Origin of the sequence: Streptomyces sp. NBC_01288, assembly GCF_035982055.1 — a bacterium.
Lineage (GTDB): Bacteria > Actinomycetota > Actinomycetes > Streptomycetales > Streptomycetaceae > Streptomyces.
Genome location: NZ_CP108427.1, coordinates 6,563,971 through 6,582,225 on the forward strand (window position 1 = coordinate 6,563,971; position 18,255 = coordinate 6,582,225).

Consider the following 18,255-nt stretch of genomic DNA (forward strand, 5'->3'; position numbering starts at 1 on the left):
GAGGCGCAGCGTGGTGGACTCGGGCGCCCCTAGTCCGTCTTACGGCTGGGCGGCCTCGTTGGAGAGCTGGCCGGCGAGCGCGTTGAAGGCGGTGACGTACTGGTTGGCCGCCCGGAGCGTGGCGTTCTCCGGGGTGACGTTGTACGTCTGGGCGGCGCCGTTGCCGAAGGTGACGTTGATGACGGCGGCGCCCTTGTTCTTGCGGCCGGCGACGAGGGAGGCGCCTCCGGTGACGACGCCTCCGGCGAGTCGGGTCGCCGTCCAGGCCTTGTGCGCGCCGGCGTCGACGAACTCGGCTTGGCCGCCGAGGACAGGGCCGAGAGAGGTCTCGCCGAACTTGGAGCCGGGCCAGGACCGCATCATGCAGGCGAGGTTCAGGGTCTTCTCGGCGGGGTGGGTGACGCGCCACTCGGCGAGGGCGTCCTTCTCGGCCTTCCGTTTGGCCGTCCACTCGTCGCGCTCGCGGCGCTTCTCTTCCTTCCGCGCTTGTCTCTGCGCGGCCTTCTCTGGGTCTCGGCTGAACAACACGGTGTCCCCCCACGGGCGTTCGGATGCTGAGGGGTCATCATCCGCCGCGCGATGGCCGTGTGGAGGCGCGTTGATGTAGCTGTGACACGGAATGCGGTCTTTCGGTGGTGGAGCGGCGTTGCCAGTCGCGGAGTGGTCTAGCAGCCGAGCAGTTGCCCAGGACGACGACGAGGTGAGCGGGTTCTCGGGGGTGCCGTGGGGCAACGCAGAAGGCCCCGTCGGTGACGACGGGGCCTTCTGCGTCATCGGAGCTGAACGGTAACGCCGGGCAATTCGGCCTTGGTGACGTTGAAGGACAGGGCGGCGAGCTCGGAGCCGTCGACCTGCAGGCTCACAAGGTGCTCTCCCTGCTGGGTCAGCATGATGCTCCGCAGCGGTACGACGAGAGGCAACTGCGGCAAAGGCTGGTTCGGTGCGGCAGAGTCATCCTGCGTTTCGACCTGGGGCGCTTCCCAACCCAGCAGCACTTGGCCGGCCTCGGCTCCATCTTCGTGTCGCACGGTGACCGATACGTGGTGCATACCGGAAAGGTCGTGCCATGTCTCAGCGCGGATCAGGATGGCGAGGTCCAGGTCAGGGGCGGTCGGTAGGACGAGGGATGTCTGCGTCACCCCCGCTCCGAGGATGTGCAGCAGCCCTTCCCTGACCGTAGCCCGGTCGCAGAGGGCTGCCATGTTGAGCTTCACGCTGTGTCTCCTGCTTCCATGACTGTGATCACGTCACGCGTTGATACGGAGTTCGGCGCGGCCGTCGAGTTCGGTGTGGCACCCGGAGAGCCGAGTACGGCTCCGGTGGTCGCTGCGGCAACTGCTGCGGCGCTCACGAGGATGGGGGTAACCACCTTCCTGATCATCGTGACTCGCACCCAGCTGGCGCCCGACGATGTCGCGCTCAAGTTCTCAGCCCCGGGCGTGACAGCGTGTGCGACAGGCTGCGCAACGTCATCGGTCATCGCGTCCCAGTCGACATCGAGGTAAGCGAATCCGTGCGCAACCTTCCTCACGACCGCAGGCGCAGCGACCCCGTCTTCAGACTCGAAGGCCGTGACGGTGTCGCCGATCGTGACGTAGCCGTCCGCATCCTCCAGGTACGCCGGAACGAGACCTTCTTCGTTGCGCGAGTTCAGGTCGATCTCGATACGCACACGGGGGCGTGTGGCGATTTCGATTAGCTGTCCCATGTTGGGACCTTCCTCACGTCAGCGAGCAGGATGGCTTCCAACCTCTTAGTGTCCATTTCGCGCAGTTCGTTGCCCAGGATCACGTCATGATGATGCATCGGGGGCTCTGAGCGTTCCACTCGGAACCCCTCTGCCTCAAGATGTCGCCGCGTAGTTACGGCAACTTTCCTGCCGTTGATGACTCGTTTGCCGTTGACCACGTTCGCGTGGCAGATGCGGGTGATCAGGTCGTCGACGCTCGTCTGCTCGTCCGGACGGACGATGGCATAGGTCGAGATCCCATAGAACGGAGTCTTCCCCTCAAGACGCAGCCGCTCGTAGTCCCGCTCCGCTTTTTCCTTGATCTTTTCAGCGCTATACGGAGCAAACCGCGCAACCATCAGATCCCCCACCAGAACATCCGTCACGACGCTTAAGGTACCGGACACCGTGACGCTGGCGCCTTGGGTGAATAACTGCTGATGCCTCAGCCACGCCGGGGATCCGCGTGAAGGGCCTGAGCGATCATGGCGAATCGTGGGGCGATCTTGAGCTGACGGTCACTGTTGATCGCGGAGTGGACCTCCTGGGGCGGTAGAAGAGCAGGGAGATGGCCGGTAGACGGCGGTAGATGACGCGGTAGATGTGCAGGTCAGGCGGCGGTAGACGGCTCGGTAGACGTCTCCTGATTGCCAGCAGGGGAAGGGGCTTCGATGTCCCTGCGGCGGACCCCCCAGGTGGGGATGCCTGCCACCTTGACGCCGCGGTCGACGGGGATGTTCAGGCGCGTGAGATGGAGCCGCAGATCGGTGACCCGGCGGCCCTCCCACTGGCCGTGCTCCTGGAGGTGCGCGAGGACCGTCCGGAGGTGCACCGCGTCGCCATCCCCCATCACGGCCAGCAGCAGGGTGCGGACGGCCTCTTCCGGGGGTGCGGCAGGGGCGCCGCCATCGTGTTCGGCGGCGGCCTCGGAGGACTTCCCCGCTCGCCAGGCCGCGACGACCCACACGGCACTGAGCAGCGACAGCAGGATCGGCACGGCGCGCAGGAGGCGCCACAGCAGGTACAGAGCGAGGGTGAGGCCGACGATCCGGGCCCAGCAGCCGAGGGCGGCGCGCCAGCCGGTGAGGTCTTCGCGGCGTCCTCGCGTGACCCAGGCCGCTGTTGCTGCGGCGACGCGGCGCGCCACGGTGGTGGAGCCGGTGGTCAGCCGTTCGGCCATGCCGGCGAGGCGGCTCACAGGAGGCCCGATCCCTTCACGGCGGCGACCACAGCGTCGCCGGCACCGTTGAGCGCGCCGGGCAACCAGGACAGAGCACCGGCCACGCCCGCGGTGAGCAGCAGGACGGAGCCGACGAAGGCGCCGCCGACGATGCGCTTCTTGTCCTTCTTGCCGGCGCCCTTGTACGAGAGGACGACGAGGAAGACGACCAGGACTGCGACGACCGCGCCGGTCGCGCCGAGTCCGACGAGCTGCCCGCTGGTCAATCCGGTGGCGGAGGAGGTGCCGGCGGCCGTGCTGCTGGCTCGTTCTCCGGCGCCGTTGGCGACGGTGCCGGTGTGGGTGTGGGCCCAGCCGAGGATGCCGCCGGGGCAGGCTGCGGCGCAGGCGGCGGCGAGGAACCCCTTGCCGAACGCGGTGAGTTGCTTCATCTCGCGGGTACCGGTCCACCACGGATACAGGTTGGCGGTCAGGACGAGCAGCGCGGCGAGGAGGCCGCCCAGGGTGAGGGTGGTGGTGCCGTTCATCGGGATACTCCGGTGAGCAGGGTGATCGCGTCGAACCAGTCGAAGACGCCGAAGGCGCCGATCAGGGCGGTCACGAACAGGAAGCGCGGCAGGGCGCGCCCGGTGTGCCGGTCCAGGGCCCAGGCCGCGCCGAGGGCGACCCCGGCGATGATGTACGCGGCGGGGATGCCGGCCTCCGTGCGGGCCTGGTGGACGGTGTGGGCCCAGATCCCGACGGGGCTGCGGCCGTTGGCCCAGGGCATGAGCGCGGCGAGGATCGCGACGAGCATGCGCCAGGTGAACAGGTGGTCCCAGAGCCGTTCCCACAGGCGGGGCACTCGCTCCTCGGGCTCGGAGGTGACGAGCAGGACCTCGTGGACGTGGCGGACGACCACCTCGGCCGGGTCCGGGGGACGCGGGATGGGTGGCGGTGGCGGCGGTGGTGGGGGCGCCGCGGTGGCTGGTGTCGGGGTGCGCCAGGGCGGGACTTCGCCGGGCTGCGGCGGGCGGGCCGGGAGCGGTACGCCGGCGGGGATGATCCGGGTCGGAGTGATGGGCTGGTCGCTCATAGCGGTGGTCCTGTCGTTGGAGTGTCCGAAGGGGCGGGCGTCGAGCCGGGCCAGGAGGTAGCGCACGCGGCGCTCGTCGGGTCCGGGATCGCGGCTCACGGGTAGAAGCCCGTCCCCTCGCCGATCCGAGCGCGGGCGATGGTGAGCCGCCGTCCGGCGGTGGCCGGGCTCACGCCGAGGAGTTGAGCCGCAGTCGTCTTGGTGAGCCCCTCTCCCGCCCTGAGCCGGTGAGCCAGTTCGGCGATCTGCTGCTCGATCTCGCCGTCCCCTGAGCCGACTGGTTCACCGCTCGGCTCACGCTCGGGCTCACGGCTCAGCTCGCCCGGCTCGCCCGGCTCACCGGCGGGCTCAGCGCGGCTCACGACGAGCGGCTCAGCCGGGCTCAAGCCCGGCTCACGTGAGCCCTGCTGGTCAGAGGGCTGCACGAGGGGTTGCACGGGATCGGTCGGCACAGGGTGCGGCTCACCGCCGGTGACGTGGAGCGCGGTGACGACGGTCGTTTCGTAGTCGACCGGCTCAGGCTCACGGGGCTCGGGCTCAACCGGCTCAGGCTCGGGCTCGCGGCTCACGGTGAGCTGAGCCGGGGGCAGTTCGAGCGCGGCTGTGGGTGAGCCGGACGGCTCATGCTCGATGTTGAGGACGCCCGAGACCGGAGCGAGATCCCGCCCGTACCGCGTGAGCCGCAGCGCCATGACGACCTCGACCGGCGCCTTGCTCCTCCACTTCGGTCCGTACCGGGAGCGCAGTCGGGCACGCTCGACGAGGCGGTCCCGCTCCAGCTTGATCACATGGTCGTAGGAGCGCAGCTCCCACACCTTCATCCGGCGCCAGAGGAGGAACGTCGGCACGGGCGCGAGGAGCCAGCGGATCAGGCGCACGCTCTCCATGTGCTTGTCGGCGGTGATGTCGGCGATCCGGCCGATCGCGTGCCGGGCCGCCTCGACGGTGACGATGAACAGGATCGGGATCACTGCGTGCATGCCCACGCCGAGCGGCGAGGGCCAGGCTGAGGCGCCGTTGAACGCGATCGTGGCGACCGTCAGTAGCCATGCTGTCTGGCGCAGCAGGGGGAACGGGATGCGGAGCCAGGTGAGGAGCAGGTCGAGGGCGAGCAGCACCAGGATTCCGGCGTCGATGCCGATCGGGAAGACCACGGCGAACGTACCGAAGTGCTTCGACTCCGCGAGGCGGCGGACGGCCGCGTACGAGCCGACGAATCCGATCCCGGCGATGACAGCGGCACCGGAGGTGACGGCAACGACCAGTCTGTGCTGGAGAGTTGTGAGGGTGGGGCGGTAGCCGGTGGGGGTCTTCACAGTGGCTCCCTGATGCGTGATGCGGGAAGAGGGCCGCCCCCGGTCGGGGGCCCGGGGGCGGCGGCTTGGGTGGGTCAGTGGGTGCTCATCCAGACGACGGCGAAGGTGCCAACCACGAGGGATGCGGCGATGGCGACGCCGTTCCAGAAGCGCTCACCCATCGCGGTTCCAGTCCGTAACTCGCCAGCCGCCGCGTTGACTGCGTTGCCGCTCGGCGCGCTCCCACTTCTCGGCGTCGGCTCCGGCCTTGCGGGCGCCGGTCGTCTTGGCACGACGGAAGCGTCCGGCGCCGCCGGTGACGGAGACTCCGGCAGCGGGGTAGCTGCGGCTGCTCTGCCTACCGCGAGAGAAGAGCCCCATCAGGTCGACTGCCCGGACGGCTTGCTGGCAGCGATGAGCTCGTCCCTGGTATGGCCGGCCGCGAGGCCGATCTTCCAGAGGGCCTCGGCCTCACGCTCCGCCGCGCGCCACTCCGGGTCCTCGTCGCAGCGGCGGAGACCGACCTGCTGTCCGATCTGACGACAGCGCTGGCTGGCGGCGGCGTACCGGTCGAGGAGGCTGGGCTGATCCGGATCGGCCGCGGCTCGGAGCAACTGCGCGTAGGCGGCGCGAGTGATCGGCTTCTCGACGTCGGGCGCCTTGGCCCGCAGGGCGCTGGAGAAGTTCGGACTCATGGTCGTCGCCTGGATGATCGCGATCCGCCCGGTCGGGGTGAGCGTCACGTCGGGCCGGTTGGCCTCGAGGCGTTCAGCCATCTCGACGAGCATCTGCCGCACCAGTTCGTCCGTGGACAGGTTCCGGTTCGTGGGTTCTGGGCTGTGCTGCTCCGGGGGCTGGTCGGTAGCGTGTCCCATCAGGGCCTGCCTTTTCGTGATGGTTGAGGTGGGCCTGGCCCTGTCCCGGAGCGCCAACTCAGCGGGACAGGGCCGTTGTGCTTAGTAGCTCGGGCTACTTCCTGAGACTGTACGGGGCCCCGTACAGTCGAGGCAAGCGGCCCGCCCGAATGAGATGAGGCCGGGTGTGACCGAGGAGGCTCAGCGCGTGATCGACGCCATGGATGCCGTGGAGGCGATGACCGACCCGGAGCAGCGCGCGAAAGCGATCGGTGAAGTGATGGCCGACCAGTCTGCGCGGGGGAAGAGGTGGCGGGAGATGCGCCGCCAGGTGGTGCTCGACATGCGCGCTCAGGATCCGCCGGTCTCGTATCGGAAGATCGCGAAGGCGCTCGGGATCGGGCTGGCCACGGTGCAGGACATCGAGCGGGGCTACACGGGGTCGGGTAAGGATCGCCCCCGCGCGACAGTGTCGGAGGAGTAGTCCGCAGCGCACGCTGAGCCCCTGTCCGCGCGCCGGTCGGGGGCTCGCTGCTGTCCGACCTACACTCCGTGCACGTGACAGACATCGAACACCTGATCCTGCTCGAACGTGCCGCGGAGACCGAACGCGCCAAGCTCGCCGGCCTCATTGGCGACGAGTACGACGAGCAGTGGCGGGCCTGGTTCAAAGCTTCCGAGGCGATCCAGGCCGCGATCACCGAGCATGCGACGGGGTCCGGCGAGAACCGGTACGAGGTCGAGCAGGCTGTGAAGGCGGCTGTACGGCACGCCGAGCAGGACCCTGCGGAGTAGCCCAGCGCGCGACCCCCCGGCCCCCGGGCGAGGCTGGAGGTGTGACCCCGGTGACCGTGTACCCGCCCGACGAGGAGGGCGGCCGGCGCGTCCAGGCGGGCGGCCAGATCCTCGGCCGCGCGTTCTCGGTGCACGATGTGGCGGCGCTGCTCCAGACGGCCGGCCTCCAGGACGCGGACGAGATGGACGTGGTCCGCGCGGAGTGGATCGACTGGCGGGGCGGCGGTCCGGAATTCTGGACGCGCTGAGCACCCCGCCAGGAATGGTGACACTGTGTCGTTTGAGTAAATTGATGACTATTGTTGCGGGTGATGCTTACCGAGGTGCCTGCATAGGAAAGGGCGACCCGGAGTCTCCGGGCCGCCCTTTCGTGTTCCGGTCCAGCCTGGTCCGTCAAGCGGAATTCAGGCTCCCGGTTTCATGCTGGCCGAACGAGGCTAGCTACTACACTCGGGAATCTTCCCATTGTGTCCTGACGGCTCCATGTAGCCGCTGTACATCCAGGCCGTGTACTTGTCCTCCCTCGAACTTTCGAGGTCGGGGGTCGAGTGAGGCTGGTCGGTCGGCCACTTGACCTTGTACCACTTGGTAATGCCCTGGCCTTCGCCGCCGTCAAAGCCGGAGTCCTTCCAGCATTCAACCCAGACCGTGTGGTGGAGTCGGACGAGTCCGACCTGGCGCGCGGAATCCGGTCCGGGGCAGTCGCTGACGTTGCAGGTCCTCACCATCAGTCCCTCGTCGCCAGCTTGAGTCACCGTGCGGACGACCTTGTAGGCCCATGGGCCCACCTTGCTCGGGGCCTTGTCCGTCCGGTAGGTGTTCTCAGGGATGGGCTGGCTCCCCTGGGGGCAGTTGACCTTGGCTCCCTGGCAGCGGGGGCCGTCGCCGTTGCCGCTCAAGTCGCCGCTCACCGACGTGTTCGGCTCCTTCTTGTCGCCGTCGTCACTGATGAGCTGCGGGGCGATGATCGTTCCGGCGGCTACGATGACTGCGCCAGCAATTGCAATTTTGTGCCCGGTCTTCATCTTGTCCTTGCCTCTGTGGGACCAGCGGGGAGGATCAGAGTGCACGTCACGGACACGTATGGCGAGTGTTAATTGGTGGTGACACCCGAGAGGGCGGTTTAGACCATTTCCGGAGGGTGCTGGCTCTACGCGCATTGCGAAAGGCTGTATACAAATAAAGCCCTGCACGTAGTGGCATCTTGACTGTCGACGTGGAGGTGGTAGATCTATCTATAATTCCGGGCCTGTGCTGGATATCACAAACTTGCGGGTGCATGTACATGCTAATTCCGCAGAATAAGCAAGCGCTCCGTCATGTGAATTGCCCTTTTCGGTGAAGCTGACTTCACGGTCAAGCAGCGGAAGGACGAGACGCGTCTCTAGGAGAATCAGGTCGCTGACTCAGCGCGGGAGTCAGCGACCTTGTGCTGAGTCAGCCAGGGATGGAGCCTTCGTAGACGTACCTGGCGCACCGCTCGGCATCCAGGCGGATCGAGTGGAGCAGGTAGATCGCCCGTACCCCGGGGGCGTGGTCCGGCTTGATGAACAGGACCCAGTCGAGGGTCTCGCTCGCGGGCCAGTGCATGATCTCGCCGTCGAAGGGGCCGCCGTAGAACGCGACTGCAACTGTGCGCATGGCGCAGGTTTCCAATCACTCGGGCCCCGCGCCCGTACGCCATTGTGCGGCACGACACTGACACTGTTCCCCTGGTGCAGGGTCTGGCCGCGATCACTCCCTCTCCCCAGCCCCTTCCAAAGCCCGTGCAGTGTGCGACCGGCAGCCGACCCATACCTCCGTGGAAGTCGATCCGGCCGCCGCCGTCGTGCACCTGCTCCAGCGTCCGCCGCTGCGCCCCGATGTCCAAGCCCGCTCCAGGCGCTCGGCCGTGCCCTCAGCGACCTTGCTGATCCGCGGCTCCTCGACGTCCTGGTCCTCCTTGGCTGGAGTGTTTCCGGGCTGCAAGAGACGGAGCTGCAGCCACCGGTCTGGGGGATACAGGCACAGGCACCACTGGCACTGCACGGTCTGGGCCATGTCCGCGTAGAGCCTGCTGCCGCACACCACCCCGGACAGGTCGATGGCGATGCAGTAGCCCAGGAACGTCGGCTCGTCCGGGTCACGGCCGGGCTCGGCGACAGCGCGGACGCGCCCCACGAGCTGCTCGACCTCACGCCCGAGCTGGACGCCCTGGTCCCAGAGAGCGATGAAGTAGAGGCTGGCGATCAGGTCGGCGGCCGCGGTGCTGACGCGTCGCGCGAGGGCTCCGGTGCGCGGTGCGGTGGGCAGGCCGCGAGTGTCGTGGACTGCGTCCCGCCAGTCCTCCAGGACGCCGGCGATCCCGCCAGCTGCGCGCAGGTCGAGGACCTCCTGGTTCAGCGGCAGCGGGGCTTCGGCACGCCGGACGCGGCCACCGTACTGAGCGGTGCCCGTGCTGCCGGGGGCGAGCCAGGCCTCCAGAGACGCCCACATCCGGGGCAGCCGTGCCAGACGGTCCTGCAGGGCGAGGGTGCAACTCGCGCACAGGACGCCGTACTTGAGGTCGTGCGTGGTGCACAGGGTGCAGATCATGAAGGAGACCGGCCTTCCTGCTGGTGGTGCCGGGTGGGAGGCGGGCGGAGCCACTCGATGCGGCCACCGCCGTAGCCGCGGAGGAGGTCGTCGACCGAGGCCGCGCTGGCGGTGATCCCGAGGTCGGGGTCCTCAAGGGCGACGGCCTGGCCGTCGGCCAGCTCCCATCCGTCGAACACCCGGTGGGTCAGGTGCAGACGGAAGGGCCGGCCGGTGGGAAAGGCGAGGGCGGTCATGTGCCGGGCATACCGATGTCGGCGCGGGCCTGCTCCGGTGTGAGGCGGTTCTCCTCGATGGCCTGGCAGTAGGCGTCGAGGAGGGCGAGCAGCTGCTCGCGGCGTTCCCCGGACATGTCGGCGACCACGGTGAGGGTGCCCCCGCCGACATCGGCGGCCCAGCTGCCGTCCGCCTGGAGCCGGAACCGGTCGCCCACCAACGGCGGGGCGCTGACCAGCTGCTCTTCGGGGGAGTGGACTAGCTCGTCGGATGTAGGGCCGGAGTCGTCCACCGAGGACGGGACGGACGTGCAGGTGAAGAGCTCCCGGAGCGCCGTTGTGGCGGACTGACTGGCCCACTCATCGCCCTCGTGCGCGGCGATCAGCTCGGCCACGGCGGTCGTGAACGCCTCGGCCTGCTCGATGCGGCAGGCGTAGCACCAGTCGGCGCACGGGAGTTGCTCGGCGATGCCGTCCGGCCTGAGCACGCTGAACTGCATGTGGGTGTCCATGCCGCGCTGGATGAACGCGATCCATCGCTCGGCCTCCGTGCGCGCGGCGAGCAGCTGCTCCTCGGTATCGTGCAGCCGGTCGCCGAGGAACTTGCCGTGCGGGAGGACGACGGCCAACGCCGCCTCGGCAAGCCTCCGGTACTCGTCCTTGGTGTCCGAGTGCACCGTTCGGTAGGGACCGACCTGGCTGTCGGCGTCGAAGAGGGCCTCGGCGATGTGCTCACGCAGGAAGGAGGCGTCGGTGGTGAGCGCTTCCTTGGCGAACTTCCGCTTCCCTGCCCGGACGACGTCGGCGACGAGCTCCTGGTCCTGCTCGGTGAACTGGCCGGAGCCGTGGACCCGCACGGTCTCGCCGTCGACCTCGACAGGGCGGCAGGCGTCGGCCAGCTCATCGTGGTGTGGGCGGAGCTCGGCCACACCGGTCGCCCCGCTTTCGACGGCCATCTTGAGGAGGTCGGTCTGGGCGCGCGACTGGATGCTGTCCGGGTCGATGGTGATGTTGTTGTGCGTCCAGTGCGGCGAGCCACCGTGGGTGACCTTGTTCCAGCCGGAGCCGTCCTCGTCGTCGAGGTAGAACGTGGCGCCGCCGTAGGTGACTTCGACGATGGCGCGGCGGGTACCGACGAGGTGGCGGGCCCAGTACATGGGGAAGTTGCCGTTGTCGGCGACGATGGCGGTGATGCGGCGTGCGGTGCACGGTTCGCCGTTCCACTGGGTGGCGGGCTGCTCGTACACGGGGGGCTGCTCCTGCGGCTGCCAGGCCGGGCCGCGCAGCGCCGCCGGCACTTCACGCGGGCCCGGGGCGGTGACCTCGATCGGCGGGAACAGCCGAAGGTCGAGCATGCGCCGGTGGTCGAGCGGTCCGAACTCTTCCTGGGCCTGGTCGTGGCGGTCGTCGGTCATGCTGAGCTCCGGTCGTCGTAGCGGGCGGTGATCTCGTCGAACGCGGCGCGGCTGCGCGAGTCGAGGCGGTAGCCGTCCCGGCGCGCGGCTTGCGGCCGGGTGCAGTCGGGGCCGTGGACGGCGCCGTCGGAGTGCCGCCAGAACGAGCAGCACGGCACGGGCAGTTCGGCGGATCCAGTAGCTGCGCGGCGGGCCCGCTGGTGCCGGGCTCGCTCGGCGAAGTGCAGTGCCTGGCAGCGGCCTCCGACGAGGGCGAGGGACGCGGAGCCGGACAGTAGGCCGAAGGACAGCAGCCACTCCTGCTCGGTCGCCATCCAGTACGTGCTGACGGCGAGGGCGACCGAGGCGATGCGGCAGCCGAGGGCGGTGCGCTGGTGTGGTGTCACAGCGGCCGTACCTCCGGGTCGATGAGGTCGATGCACTCGCGGGCGACGCAGCACGCACAGCCACCGCACACGCAGGCCAGGTCATAGCCCTGGCTGCGGAGGTGGTCGCGCTGCTGCTCGGCCAGCCGGTGCGCGAGGACGTCCTTGATGGCGGACTGGTGGCCGTCGATCAGCTGCTCCCCCCGCTCGTCGGCGTGCGTGCCCTTCACTCCCTTGCGGAGCCACGTACGCAACTCGTCCCGAGCGCGGGCGAGTTCGGCCATGAGGGCGGTCACTGCTGCCCCCGGGCGCGCAGGGCGACGACGATCACGCCGGCGAGAGCGGCGAGGGAGAGGACGGGGCAGACCGCGCCCACGATGGTGGTGATCATCGGGTCACCTCCCACCACGTCCGAACGGGGCAGCCAACTGCGCGGTGCTTTCTAGGGCGAGGGCTCGGGCTTCGCAGCACTCGGCCGCTTCGCGGAACCCGGTGGGGTCGATGTACCGCAGGGTCTCGGCCATCTCGCGCAGCGCCTCGGGCGCTGACAGCGTGCCGACGGCGGAGAGTGCGGCGGCGACGTTGGCATGGGCTTTGCGGAAGGCCTCGCGCAGGCAGAGGACGCCGGCCGCAGCGAACGTGATCAACCCCAGGGCCAGGCAGCCGAGGGCGGCCAGGACGAGGAGGCCGGGCAGGGTGGGGACTCTCATGACCGCAGCTCCCCAGTGGTGTCTTCGGCCGCGGAGGGCGGGCCCGGCATGGCGGCGAGGGTGTCGGCGGCACGCTGCGGGGCGTCGGCAGGCAGTTGCTCGGCGACCGCCTGGAGGAGGGCGGGCCGGGCTCCCGTGCGTCGGTCGATGGCTTCGATCCAGGCGACGGCGACGGCAGCGACTTGGACCAGCTCGGCGCGCAGCCGCGCCGGGTCGGTCTCGGCGCGGGCCTCCCAGTACTCCTCGTCCAGGACGTCGGCCCATGTGAGGGCGCCGCGCTTGGCCTTGGACTCGCAGACAACGCGAGCGCTGTCCCGCATGGCTCGGGCGGTGAAGTCGGCGGCGGTGCCGTCGGGGTGGTTCTGCTCGCCCCACTGGTTGTCCTGCCGGCCTCGTTCGGCGGCGACCGCGTCGAGGACGGCGGCCAGAGCGTCGTTGCCGTCGATGGCCACGAGCTTGGTGTCTTCGCTGGTCAAGGGATCTCCCGTATGTCGAGGGCGAGTTGCCCGTCAGTGGTGGGCGCGGGCCGGACGAGGATCGCCCGGACGCGGAAGGGGTCGGCGCGGATCGCGGCTCGCTGGTCCGGTCGCAACTTCCGCCAGCAGCCCCCGCCGATCCGCCGGGTACGGGAGGCTGCGGACCGGACGGGCTGATGGCACAGCGCGCATTCGATGGGCTCGCTCACGGCGCCTCTCCGAAGATCGAGGCGAATGCCCGGTCGGCCCGCCGGTTGGCTTCTCGCATCGGCCGGTCGGCGAGGTGGCTGCCGGCCAGGCAGCCGTTCACGCCGCAACTCGGCCGTGCTCGGCCGACCGGCGGCCGACCGTGGTGGAGTTCGAAGGAGACAGGGGAGGCCGCGAGCCGCTGCTCGCGTAAGCACACGTACGGGGCCGCGCCCCCCGTCCACCGGCGGTGACCGTCCTCGAGGAGCTGCGTGCTGGCGTGGAACGCTTCCGCTACGGAGGCGTACCGCTCCCGCCGCCCGGGCCTCGGCGCCGGCAGTCCGAGCGCCTCACGGACACCCTGCACAGTGGCCGCCGCAACGCCGAGCTCGCTGGCGATGTGCGCCTGGGGGATGTCCTCACGGAGCATCGCCTCGATGCGCTGCCGGAGGACTTCCCGGGCACTGGCCCGGGCCGCGCGCTTCGCCTCGGGGTGCTTCCTCGCGTCGCGCTTGCAGGCCTCGCAGTACGCGCGCCCGTCCCCCTCCAGCCGACCGTGAACGCCCTGGTCGTGGCCGCCAGGGCAGACATCCGGCCGATCGCCGAACCCCTTCAGACGGCGGATCTCCTCGCGCTTGGCCAGCCGGCCGGGCTCGTCCTCGACATGGTCGGGGGCGACGCACTGGTGCAGCCCGCAGTCCGCCTTCACCTGACCGACCGGGTCTGTCCCGGTCCGCCGACGGAACGCGACCGCGGCCGCCGTGTAGGTCTGCTCCCGGTAGCGCAGCAGCGGCGTCCCGCTGACGGTGCCCCGCTCACCGGTCCACTCCAGGTGGCCACCCTCGACAGGCCGCGTGCGCTCCTCCCACTTCTCGTCGAGGGTCAGCGGCTGCAGCGGCGGGGACGGCACGCCCATCTCGGCGCGGATGCGACGGACCGCGGCACGGTCGGCGCCGACCTGCCGGGCGACGGCGGCACTGCTCAGCCCCTCGTTGATGAGCTGGCGGATCTGCGCGTCCTTCGGGTGCAGCCGTGTGCCCCGACGGGTGATGGTCGCCGGACCGTACCCGCCGTCCTTGCGGATGCGGGCGACGGTCGAGACGTCCGCACCGGTACGACGCCTGGTCTCCGCGTCGGTGTGCCCCTCGCCGAGCAGGCTTCGGATCTCGCTGTCCTTGGGGTGCGGGGCCCGCGTCCAGGCGCTGCGCGGTGCGACCGGCAGACGGGCGTCCTTGCGTACGCGGGCGACGGCCCGCACACCGACGCCGAGCTGGCGGGCGACCGCCAGGTTGGAGATCTTGCCGTCGCCCAGCAGCGCCCGGATCTCGCTCGGGCCCGGCCGCCGGTGGTCCGCGCTCTGCGTCATCGGACCGACCACCAGGCGGTAGGCCGTACGACGGGGCGCCGGGTCCTCGAGGCGGCCCGGAGCCGCGGCTGGCGCGGGCTCGGGCAGGTCGCAGCGTGCGGCATGGCCTGCCACTCGGCGTGCTCAAGGGTCGGCCGCTCATTGCTGAGCACGCGGACCTTCAAGGTGCCGGTGCCGTCCACGTGCGCGGCCAGGTTCCCCTTGGGGTCGGTGTCGGCGTCGATCGCCTGGCGCCGGCCGTTCACGGTGATCGCCCACCGGATCCGGGCCAGGCAGTCGTCGCAACGGGCGATGTCGTGGTCACTGGGCATGAGTCCTCCGGTCGCATCCGGGCTCGTTGGAGAGGGGAGGGGCCGCCAGGAGCGGCAGCGCCCGCAGATGTCCGTAGATGTGGAGGGCAGCGACGGACCCGTGTTCGGCGATCGCCGCCCGGATCTCCTCGTCGCTCGCGCGCTCCCGGTCGCGGTACGTCTTCTTCGGCGGCAGTGGCCCTACCGGTCCGGCGTCAACCACCTCGGCGCCGACGACCTCCTGAAGCCGGGCTTGCCGCCGCTCTTCGAGGCGTCGTGCGCTCTCGGCGAGCTCGGCATTCCGCCGGGCACGCGCGGCCTCGACCTGCCGGTTGAGGGCGCAGGTCTCGCAGTCCGCACCGGTCGGCCACAGCACGCCGGTCTCGCAGTCGGGTTGGCCACAGCCGTGCCGCAGCAGCGCGGCGCCGAGCAGCCAGCGGCCCACGTCGCGGATCTCGGTGGTGGTGGCGTAGCGGCGGGTGATCCGGTCGGTCAGCCGCTGCTCGCTGCCGCCCGGGTTGTCGAGCTGGCGGCCGATCTCGCGGGCGATCCGCCGCAGCACGAACGGCCGGATGCCGGGCAGTTCATGGTGGACGGGGGCGAGGACCCGCCAGATCCGGGGAGACAGCTGCAGAACGGGGCCGGTGTACGGGGCGCGGCCGGGGGCCGGGCTCGAGGACGAGGTCTCGTCATCCGTGCGCAGCACGCGATCACCCGGGCCGAAGGTGTCCGGCACGCGGTTATCCACAGGGCACGCGACCCACTCACGGTGAGATCGCCTACGGCGGATACCCCCACCCAGCTTCGTCTCAGGACGTCGGTCAGTTAGGTGGTCTTCCCTAGACGCGAGGGATCCGTCACCAAGATCCGAACCGGATCCGTCATGAATGACCGGAGCCGTCGGCCCCCACAGCGGCAACTGCTCGGCGTCCGGGGACTGTTGGCCGATGGCGGGCGCGGCCGGGACGGGATGGAGCGGGTGGCGGTGGGTCTCGTAGGCGTGGCGGCCCTGCTCGCCCTCGCGGCGGCGCACGGTGAGCCAGCCGGTGGCGTCGAGTTCGTCGACCAGTCGGCGGGCCTGGCGCTCGCCGAGGTGTTCGCCGGCGCGCTTGCCGGTGTGGTGGTGCAGCTGCTCGCCGAGTTCGGCGGCGGTGACCGGGATGCGGCGGGCGGTCGCGTAGGCGAGGAGCGCGTACACGCGTAGGAGGCGCGGGCTCAGGGCCTCGGCGGCGCGCACCGGGATGCGCACCCACAGCTCGCCGTCGTTCTCCGCGATGGGCCGTGTGACGCGGTGCGCGGACTGGCCGCGGCCGCCGCGCAACGTGCGCCGTACGGTGGGGACTTCGACCAGGCCGTCGATGATGTCGGGCCGTACGAGCTGGCCGAGGCCGCGCTCGGCAGCGGACTTGCTCATGCCGAGGTACTCGGCGATGACGGCGACCTTGGCGGTGCAGCCCTCCGGGCGGAGGGACAGGGCTGCGATCTTGACGTAGACGCTCAGGGCGGCATCCGCGTACTGAGCACCTACGACCAGGCGCAGGGGGACCTTGACCGTGTGTCCGCCGGCGCGCGGCCGCACACCCGGGGCCGCGGGGTGCGGCTGGGCGTGCGGTGCAGCCGGGTGGGCTGCGAGCGCGGCGGCGGACAACTGGCTCTTCTCTCAGGGGAGTTGGCTGGGGCGGTGCGGCTGGATGCGCGGTCAGCTGGACTGGTCGCGCAACCGCAGTTCGGCGCGGTGCGCGCGGATCCGCTGGAGGTGCAGGGCGGGGATCGTCAGCTCGAACCGCGGAAGGCCGGTGCGTGGGCCCTCGGCGATCGGGGTGAGGCGCAGCCAGCCGCGCTGGCGGAGAACCTCCAGTTGCACGCCGACACTGGCGGTATTCAGTCCGGTGTCCGAGGCGAGCTGCTCGGCGCTGGGCTGGAAGTTGGGGCTGATGCGGCCGGTGCGGTGGTGGGCGTACCAGAGCAGTGTGAAGCCCACGAGGCGGGCCTCGGGGAGCATGCCGCTACGCAGGAGCCCGAGGTGGAACGTCGACTTGAAGCGCTCGTCGGGGCCAAGGCGGCCCGGGGCGATGGCCTCCTCCGCAGTGAGTGCCCTCTTCGAGGACGGCTTCGCGGGCCGCGCCGCAGTGGTGGACGGATTCGAAGGCGCGGTCGTGGGCGGGCCGGGCTTGACGGGGATGCGGCGAGCGAGGTCGGCAGGGGTAGGCGTCATGACGGTTCCTGTTCGGGATCGGTGCCGGTGGGGGCGGCGACCTCGGGATCGGTGCCATGCGGGGGCTGGCGATAGACGGGCCAGCCGGGGCCTGGCGGGGGATCGGGGCGACCGGCCTGCCGGTTGGGGGTGTGACGGGCGCACCACCAACCGGACGGGTAGAGCCGGGCGTAGGTGAGGGCGTGGACCGGCGAGGCCAGCCACTCGCAGGGGGGCGGTTTACCGCGTCTCACCACGGGCCTTGGCCCCAGTCGGGCTCTTCTTGCACCGGCGTGCTCGGCTCGTCGTCGATGTCGTCGTCCGCGGCGGGCTGTTCGAGTTCGCGGCGGGCGTTCCAGGCGGCGAGCGCGAGGTTGCGGCGGACCGAGTCCAGCCACGTGTCGGGGATCCCCAAGGAGGCGTGGTGCCTGATTGCCCAGGTGATGTTGTCGTGGGCGCTGCGGAGGTGTTCGCGCAACTGCGGGAGTGGGGCGGGTAGTTCGGTGAAGTGCGGGGTGTAGGTCCAGGCTTCGAGGCGGTAGTGGTCGCGGTCGCCGCGGTTGTACTGCTGGCTGTGCTGGCGATAGCTGTCACGGAGCTGGACGGCGTGGGCGGTGCTGCACGCGGGCTGGTAGTCGAACTCCTGCACCATGGGTCCGGCCTCGACGTAGACCGTGGTCGACGTGCAGAAGTGGTCGGCGCCCTCAGGGTGGGGGCAGACTGCGCCCTTCTCGGTGGGCTCCTGGACGTGCTGGTCGACCAGGCCGAAGCGCACCACGCGAAAGGCCGGCGTCTTGCCGCAGCCCTTGACCGAGCAGACCTTGTTACGGGCGTAGCGGTAGTACGCGCAGCTGTCGCAGACGCAGCCGCCCCCGCAGTTGCAGTGGGACTCGCCGTCTTCGTCGGTACCGCCGCAGCCGCAGTACTCGTCCGGGTCGATGCCATCGTCGGCGGTGTCGTAGCTGGGGTCGCCCGGCAGGAGGGTGCCGGGCGACCAGGCCCGCATCAGGATGCGGGTCGCGGACTCGATCTCCTCGGCGGTCGGGGCCGCGGGAACCAAGGACGGGGTGGCGTCGGTCATGACGCTCCGATCGGAGTGGTGGCGGGCAGGGCAGCGAGGGCGTTGGCCCATGCGGTGTCGGCGGCTTGGGCGCAGTGCCGCTCCCACACGCCGACCAGGCCGTCGACGGACCGGGTGAGCGGCGTGCGGCCGATCGGCCGGCCGCACCGGCAGATGCCGATGAGGTCGAGGCCGTCGGACTCGAGAACCAGGGCGTGAGCGGCAGCAGTGGACGTCGTCCCCTTCACGTCGGCAGTGCCAACGGGGATGTCCTTCTCCTTCCGCTCCGCCCGGGCGAGACCGGCATCGACCGCTGCGGCGAGCACCTCGGGGGTGGCCGTCCAGGTCGGGTCCGTGGTGCCGGGCCCGAGCAGCTGCACGACCGAGCCGCGCAGCTCGTACGCCATGGGGTTCCGTACGGGTGCGGGGTGACGCAGGACGGCGGCGATGACGTCGATACGTGAGGACATCGCCGC

At 70.2% G+C, this 18,255-nt stretch carries 29 protein-coding genes; 3 read left to right on the forward strand and 26 right to left on the reverse strand.

The window, feature by feature from the left end:
* Positions 1 to 39: 39 nt before the first annotated feature.
* From OG194_RS29690 to OG194_RS29735, 10 genes are all read right to left on the reverse strand, one after another.
* Positions 40 to 528, reverse strand: a complete 489-nt coding sequence (locus OG194_RS29690) for a hypothetical protein (RefSeq protein WP_327403841.1) — start codon at positions 526 to 528, stop codon at positions 40 to 42.
* A gap of 242 nt (positions 529 to 770) precedes the next feature.
* Positions 771 to 1,214 (reverse strand): DUF6941 family protein, encoded by a 444-nt coding sequence (locus OG194_RS29695; RefSeq protein ID WP_327403842.1) that lies wholly within the window; start codon positions 1,212 to 1,214, stop codon positions 771 to 773.
* Positions 1,211 to 1,672 carry a hypothetical protein gene (locus OG194_RS29700; RefSeq protein ID WP_327403843.1) on the reverse strand — a complete coding sequence of 154 codons (462 nt, stop codon included), beginning with the start codon at positions 1,670 to 1,672 and terminating at the stop codon, positions 1,211 to 1,213. Before OG194_RS29700 ends, OG194_RS29695 begins: the two co-directional genes overlap by 4 nt.
* Positions 1,673 to 1,695: 23 nt before the next feature.
* The gene (locus OG194_RS29705; protein WP_327403844.1) at positions 1,696 to 2,115 is read right to left on the reverse strand and encodes a hypothetical protein; all 420 of its coding nucleotides are present in this window, start codon (positions 2,113 to 2,115) and stop codon (positions 1,696 to 1,698) included.
* Positions 2,116 to 2,339: 224 nt separating this feature from the next.
* Positions 2,340 to 2,927 carry a hypothetical protein gene (locus OG194_RS29710; protein ID WP_327403845.1) on the reverse strand — a complete coding sequence of 196 codons (588 nt, stop codon included), beginning with the start codon at positions 2,925 to 2,927 and terminating at the stop codon, positions 2,340 to 2,342.
* Entirely contained in the window at positions 2,924 to 3,436 is a 513-nt protein-coding gene (locus OG194_RS29715) for a hypothetical protein (protein WP_327403846.1), read from the reverse strand. The genes OG194_RS29710 and OG194_RS29715 overlap by 4 nt, the downstream gene beginning before the upstream one ends.
* Entirely contained in the window at positions 3,433 to 4,083 is a 651-nt protein-coding gene (locus tag OG194_RS29720) for a hypothetical protein (RefSeq protein WP_327403847.1), read from the reverse strand. The genes OG194_RS29715 and OG194_RS29720 overlap by 4 nt, the downstream gene beginning before the upstream one ends.
* The gene (locus tag OG194_RS29725; protein ID WP_327403848.1) at positions 4,080 to 5,300 is read right to left on the reverse strand and encodes a DUF2637 domain-containing protein; all 1,221 of its coding nucleotides are present in this window, start codon (positions 5,298 to 5,300) and stop codon (positions 4,080 to 4,082) included. Before OG194_RS29725 ends, OG194_RS29720 begins: the two co-directional genes overlap by 4 nt.
* Before the next feature lie 153 nt (positions 5,301 to 5,453).
* Entirely contained in the window at positions 5,454 to 5,660 is a 207-nt protein-coding gene (locus OG194_RS29730; RefSeq protein ID WP_327403849.1) for a hypothetical protein, read from the reverse strand.
* Positions 5,660 to 6,154: a hypothetical protein gene (locus OG194_RS29735; protein ID WP_327403850.1), complete on the reverse strand. Its 495-nt coding sequence runs from the start codon at positions 6,152 to 6,154 to the stop codon at positions 5,660 to 5,662. The genes OG194_RS29730 and OG194_RS29735 overlap by 1 nt, the downstream gene beginning before the upstream one ends.
* Before the next feature lie 187 nt (positions 6,155 to 6,341).
* On the opposite strand from OG194_RS29735, the gene OG194_RS29740 reads away from it, so the two are divergent.
* The 3 genes from OG194_RS29740 (at position 6,342) to OG194_RS29750 (ending at position 7,176) form a co-directional block, all read left to right on the forward strand.
* Positions 6,342 to 6,617, forward strand: coding sequence for a helix-turn-helix domain-containing protein (locus OG194_RS29740; RefSeq protein ID WP_327403851.1), 276 nt, complete (start codon positions 6,342 to 6,344; stop codon positions 6,615 to 6,617).
* 74 nt (positions 6,618 to 6,691) lie between these two features.
* Positions 6,692 to 6,928 (forward strand): hypothetical protein, encoded by a 237-nt coding sequence (locus OG194_RS29745; RefSeq protein WP_327403852.1) that lies wholly within the window; start codon positions 6,692 to 6,694, stop codon positions 6,926 to 6,928.
* Between the two features lie 50 nt (positions 6,929 to 6,978).
* Entirely contained in the window at positions 6,979 to 7,176 is a 198-nt protein-coding gene (locus OG194_RS29750) for a hypothetical protein (RefSeq protein WP_327403853.1), read from the forward strand.
* 189 nt (positions 7,177 to 7,365) lie between these two features.
* On the opposite strand, the gene OG194_RS29755 is transcribed toward OG194_RS29750, so the two are convergent.
* The 16 genes from OG194_RS29755 to OG194_RS29830 all read right to left on the reverse strand — a co-directional run bounded on the left by OG194_RS29755 (position 7,366) and on the right by OG194_RS29830 (position 18,249).
* Positions 7,366 to 7,953, reverse strand: a complete 588-nt coding sequence (locus tag OG194_RS29755) for a hypothetical protein (protein ID WP_327403854.1) — start codon at positions 7,951 to 7,953, stop codon at positions 7,366 to 7,368.
* Positions 7,954 to 8,365: 412 nt separating this feature from the next.
* Positions 8,366 to 8,569, reverse strand: coding sequence for a hypothetical protein (locus OG194_RS29760; RefSeq protein ID WP_327403855.1), 204 nt, complete (start codon positions 8,567 to 8,569; stop codon positions 8,366 to 8,368).
* 93 nt (positions 8,570 to 8,662) lie between these two features.
* Positions 8,663 to 9,502, reverse strand: a complete 840-nt coding sequence (locus OG194_RS29765) for a hypothetical protein (protein WP_327403856.1) — start codon at positions 9,500 to 9,502, stop codon at positions 8,663 to 8,665.
* Complete coding sequence (locus OG194_RS29770) at positions 9,499 to 9,738, reverse strand: hypothetical protein (protein ID WP_327403857.1); 240 nt, start codon at positions 9,736 to 9,738, stop codon at positions 9,499 to 9,501. The genes OG194_RS29765 and OG194_RS29770 overlap by 4 nt, the downstream gene beginning before the upstream one ends.
* The gene (locus OG194_RS29775) at positions 9,735 to 11,132 is read right to left on the reverse strand and encodes a hypothetical protein (RefSeq protein WP_327403858.1); all 1,398 of its coding nucleotides are present in this window, start codon (positions 11,130 to 11,132) and stop codon (positions 9,735 to 9,737) included. Before OG194_RS29775 ends, OG194_RS29770 begins: the two co-directional genes overlap by 4 nt.
* Positions 11,129 to 11,518 carry a hypothetical protein gene (locus OG194_RS29780; protein ID WP_327403859.1) on the reverse strand — a complete coding sequence of 130 codons (390 nt, stop codon included), beginning with the start codon at positions 11,516 to 11,518 and terminating at the stop codon, positions 11,129 to 11,131. Before OG194_RS29780 ends, OG194_RS29775 begins: the two co-directional genes overlap by 4 nt.
* Entirely contained in the window at positions 11,515 to 11,793 is a 279-nt protein-coding gene (locus OG194_RS29785; RefSeq protein WP_327403860.1) for a hypothetical protein, read from the reverse strand. Before OG194_RS29785 ends, OG194_RS29780 begins: the two co-directional genes overlap by 4 nt.
* Before the next feature lie 99 nt (positions 11,794 to 11,892).
* Positions 11,893 to 12,207, reverse strand: a complete 315-nt coding sequence (locus OG194_RS29790; RefSeq protein WP_327403861.1) for a hypothetical protein — start codon at positions 12,205 to 12,207, stop codon at positions 11,893 to 11,895.
* Positions 12,204 to 12,683: a hypothetical protein gene (locus tag OG194_RS29795; RefSeq protein ID WP_327403862.1), complete on the reverse strand. Its 480-nt coding sequence runs from the start codon at positions 12,681 to 12,683 to the stop codon at positions 12,204 to 12,206. The genes OG194_RS29790 and OG194_RS29795 overlap by 4 nt, the downstream gene beginning before the upstream one ends.
* Complete coding sequence (locus OG194_RS29800) at positions 12,680 to 12,892, reverse strand: hypothetical protein (protein WP_327403863.1); 213 nt, start codon at positions 12,890 to 12,892, stop codon at positions 12,680 to 12,682. Before OG194_RS29800 ends, OG194_RS29795 begins: the two co-directional genes overlap by 4 nt.
* Entirely contained in the window at positions 12,889 to 14,235 is a 1,347-nt protein-coding gene (locus tag OG194_RS29805) for a hypothetical protein (RefSeq protein WP_327403864.1), read from the reverse strand. Before OG194_RS29805 ends, OG194_RS29800 begins: the two co-directional genes overlap by 4 nt.
* Complete coding sequence (locus tag OG194_RS29810) at positions 14,232 to 14,546, reverse strand: hypothetical protein (protein WP_327403865.1); 315 nt, start codon at positions 14,544 to 14,546, stop codon at positions 14,232 to 14,234. The genes OG194_RS29805 and OG194_RS29810 overlap by 4 nt, the downstream gene beginning before the upstream one ends.
* Positions 14,536 to 16,173, reverse strand: coding sequence for a hypothetical protein (locus OG194_RS29815; protein WP_327403866.1), 1,638 nt, complete (start codon positions 16,171 to 16,173; stop codon positions 14,536 to 14,538). Before OG194_RS29815 ends, OG194_RS29810 begins: the two co-directional genes overlap by 11 nt.
* 51 nt (positions 16,174 to 16,224) lie before the next feature.
* Complete coding sequence (locus OG194_RS29820; RefSeq protein WP_327403867.1) at positions 16,225 to 16,740, reverse strand: hypothetical protein; 516 nt, start codon at positions 16,738 to 16,740, stop codon at positions 16,225 to 16,227.
* A 229-nt stretch (positions 16,741 to 16,969) separates the two neighbouring features.
* Complete coding sequence (locus OG194_RS29825; RefSeq protein ID WP_327403868.1) at positions 16,970 to 17,800, reverse strand: hypothetical protein; 831 nt, start codon at positions 17,798 to 17,800, stop codon at positions 16,970 to 16,972.
* Positions 17,797 to 18,249, reverse strand: a complete 453-nt coding sequence (locus tag OG194_RS29830) for a hypothetical protein (protein WP_327403869.1) — start codon at positions 18,247 to 18,249, stop codon at positions 17,797 to 17,799. Before OG194_RS29830 ends, OG194_RS29825 begins: the two co-directional genes overlap by 4 nt.
* Between the last annotated feature and the right edge of the window lie 6 nt (positions 18,250 to 18,255).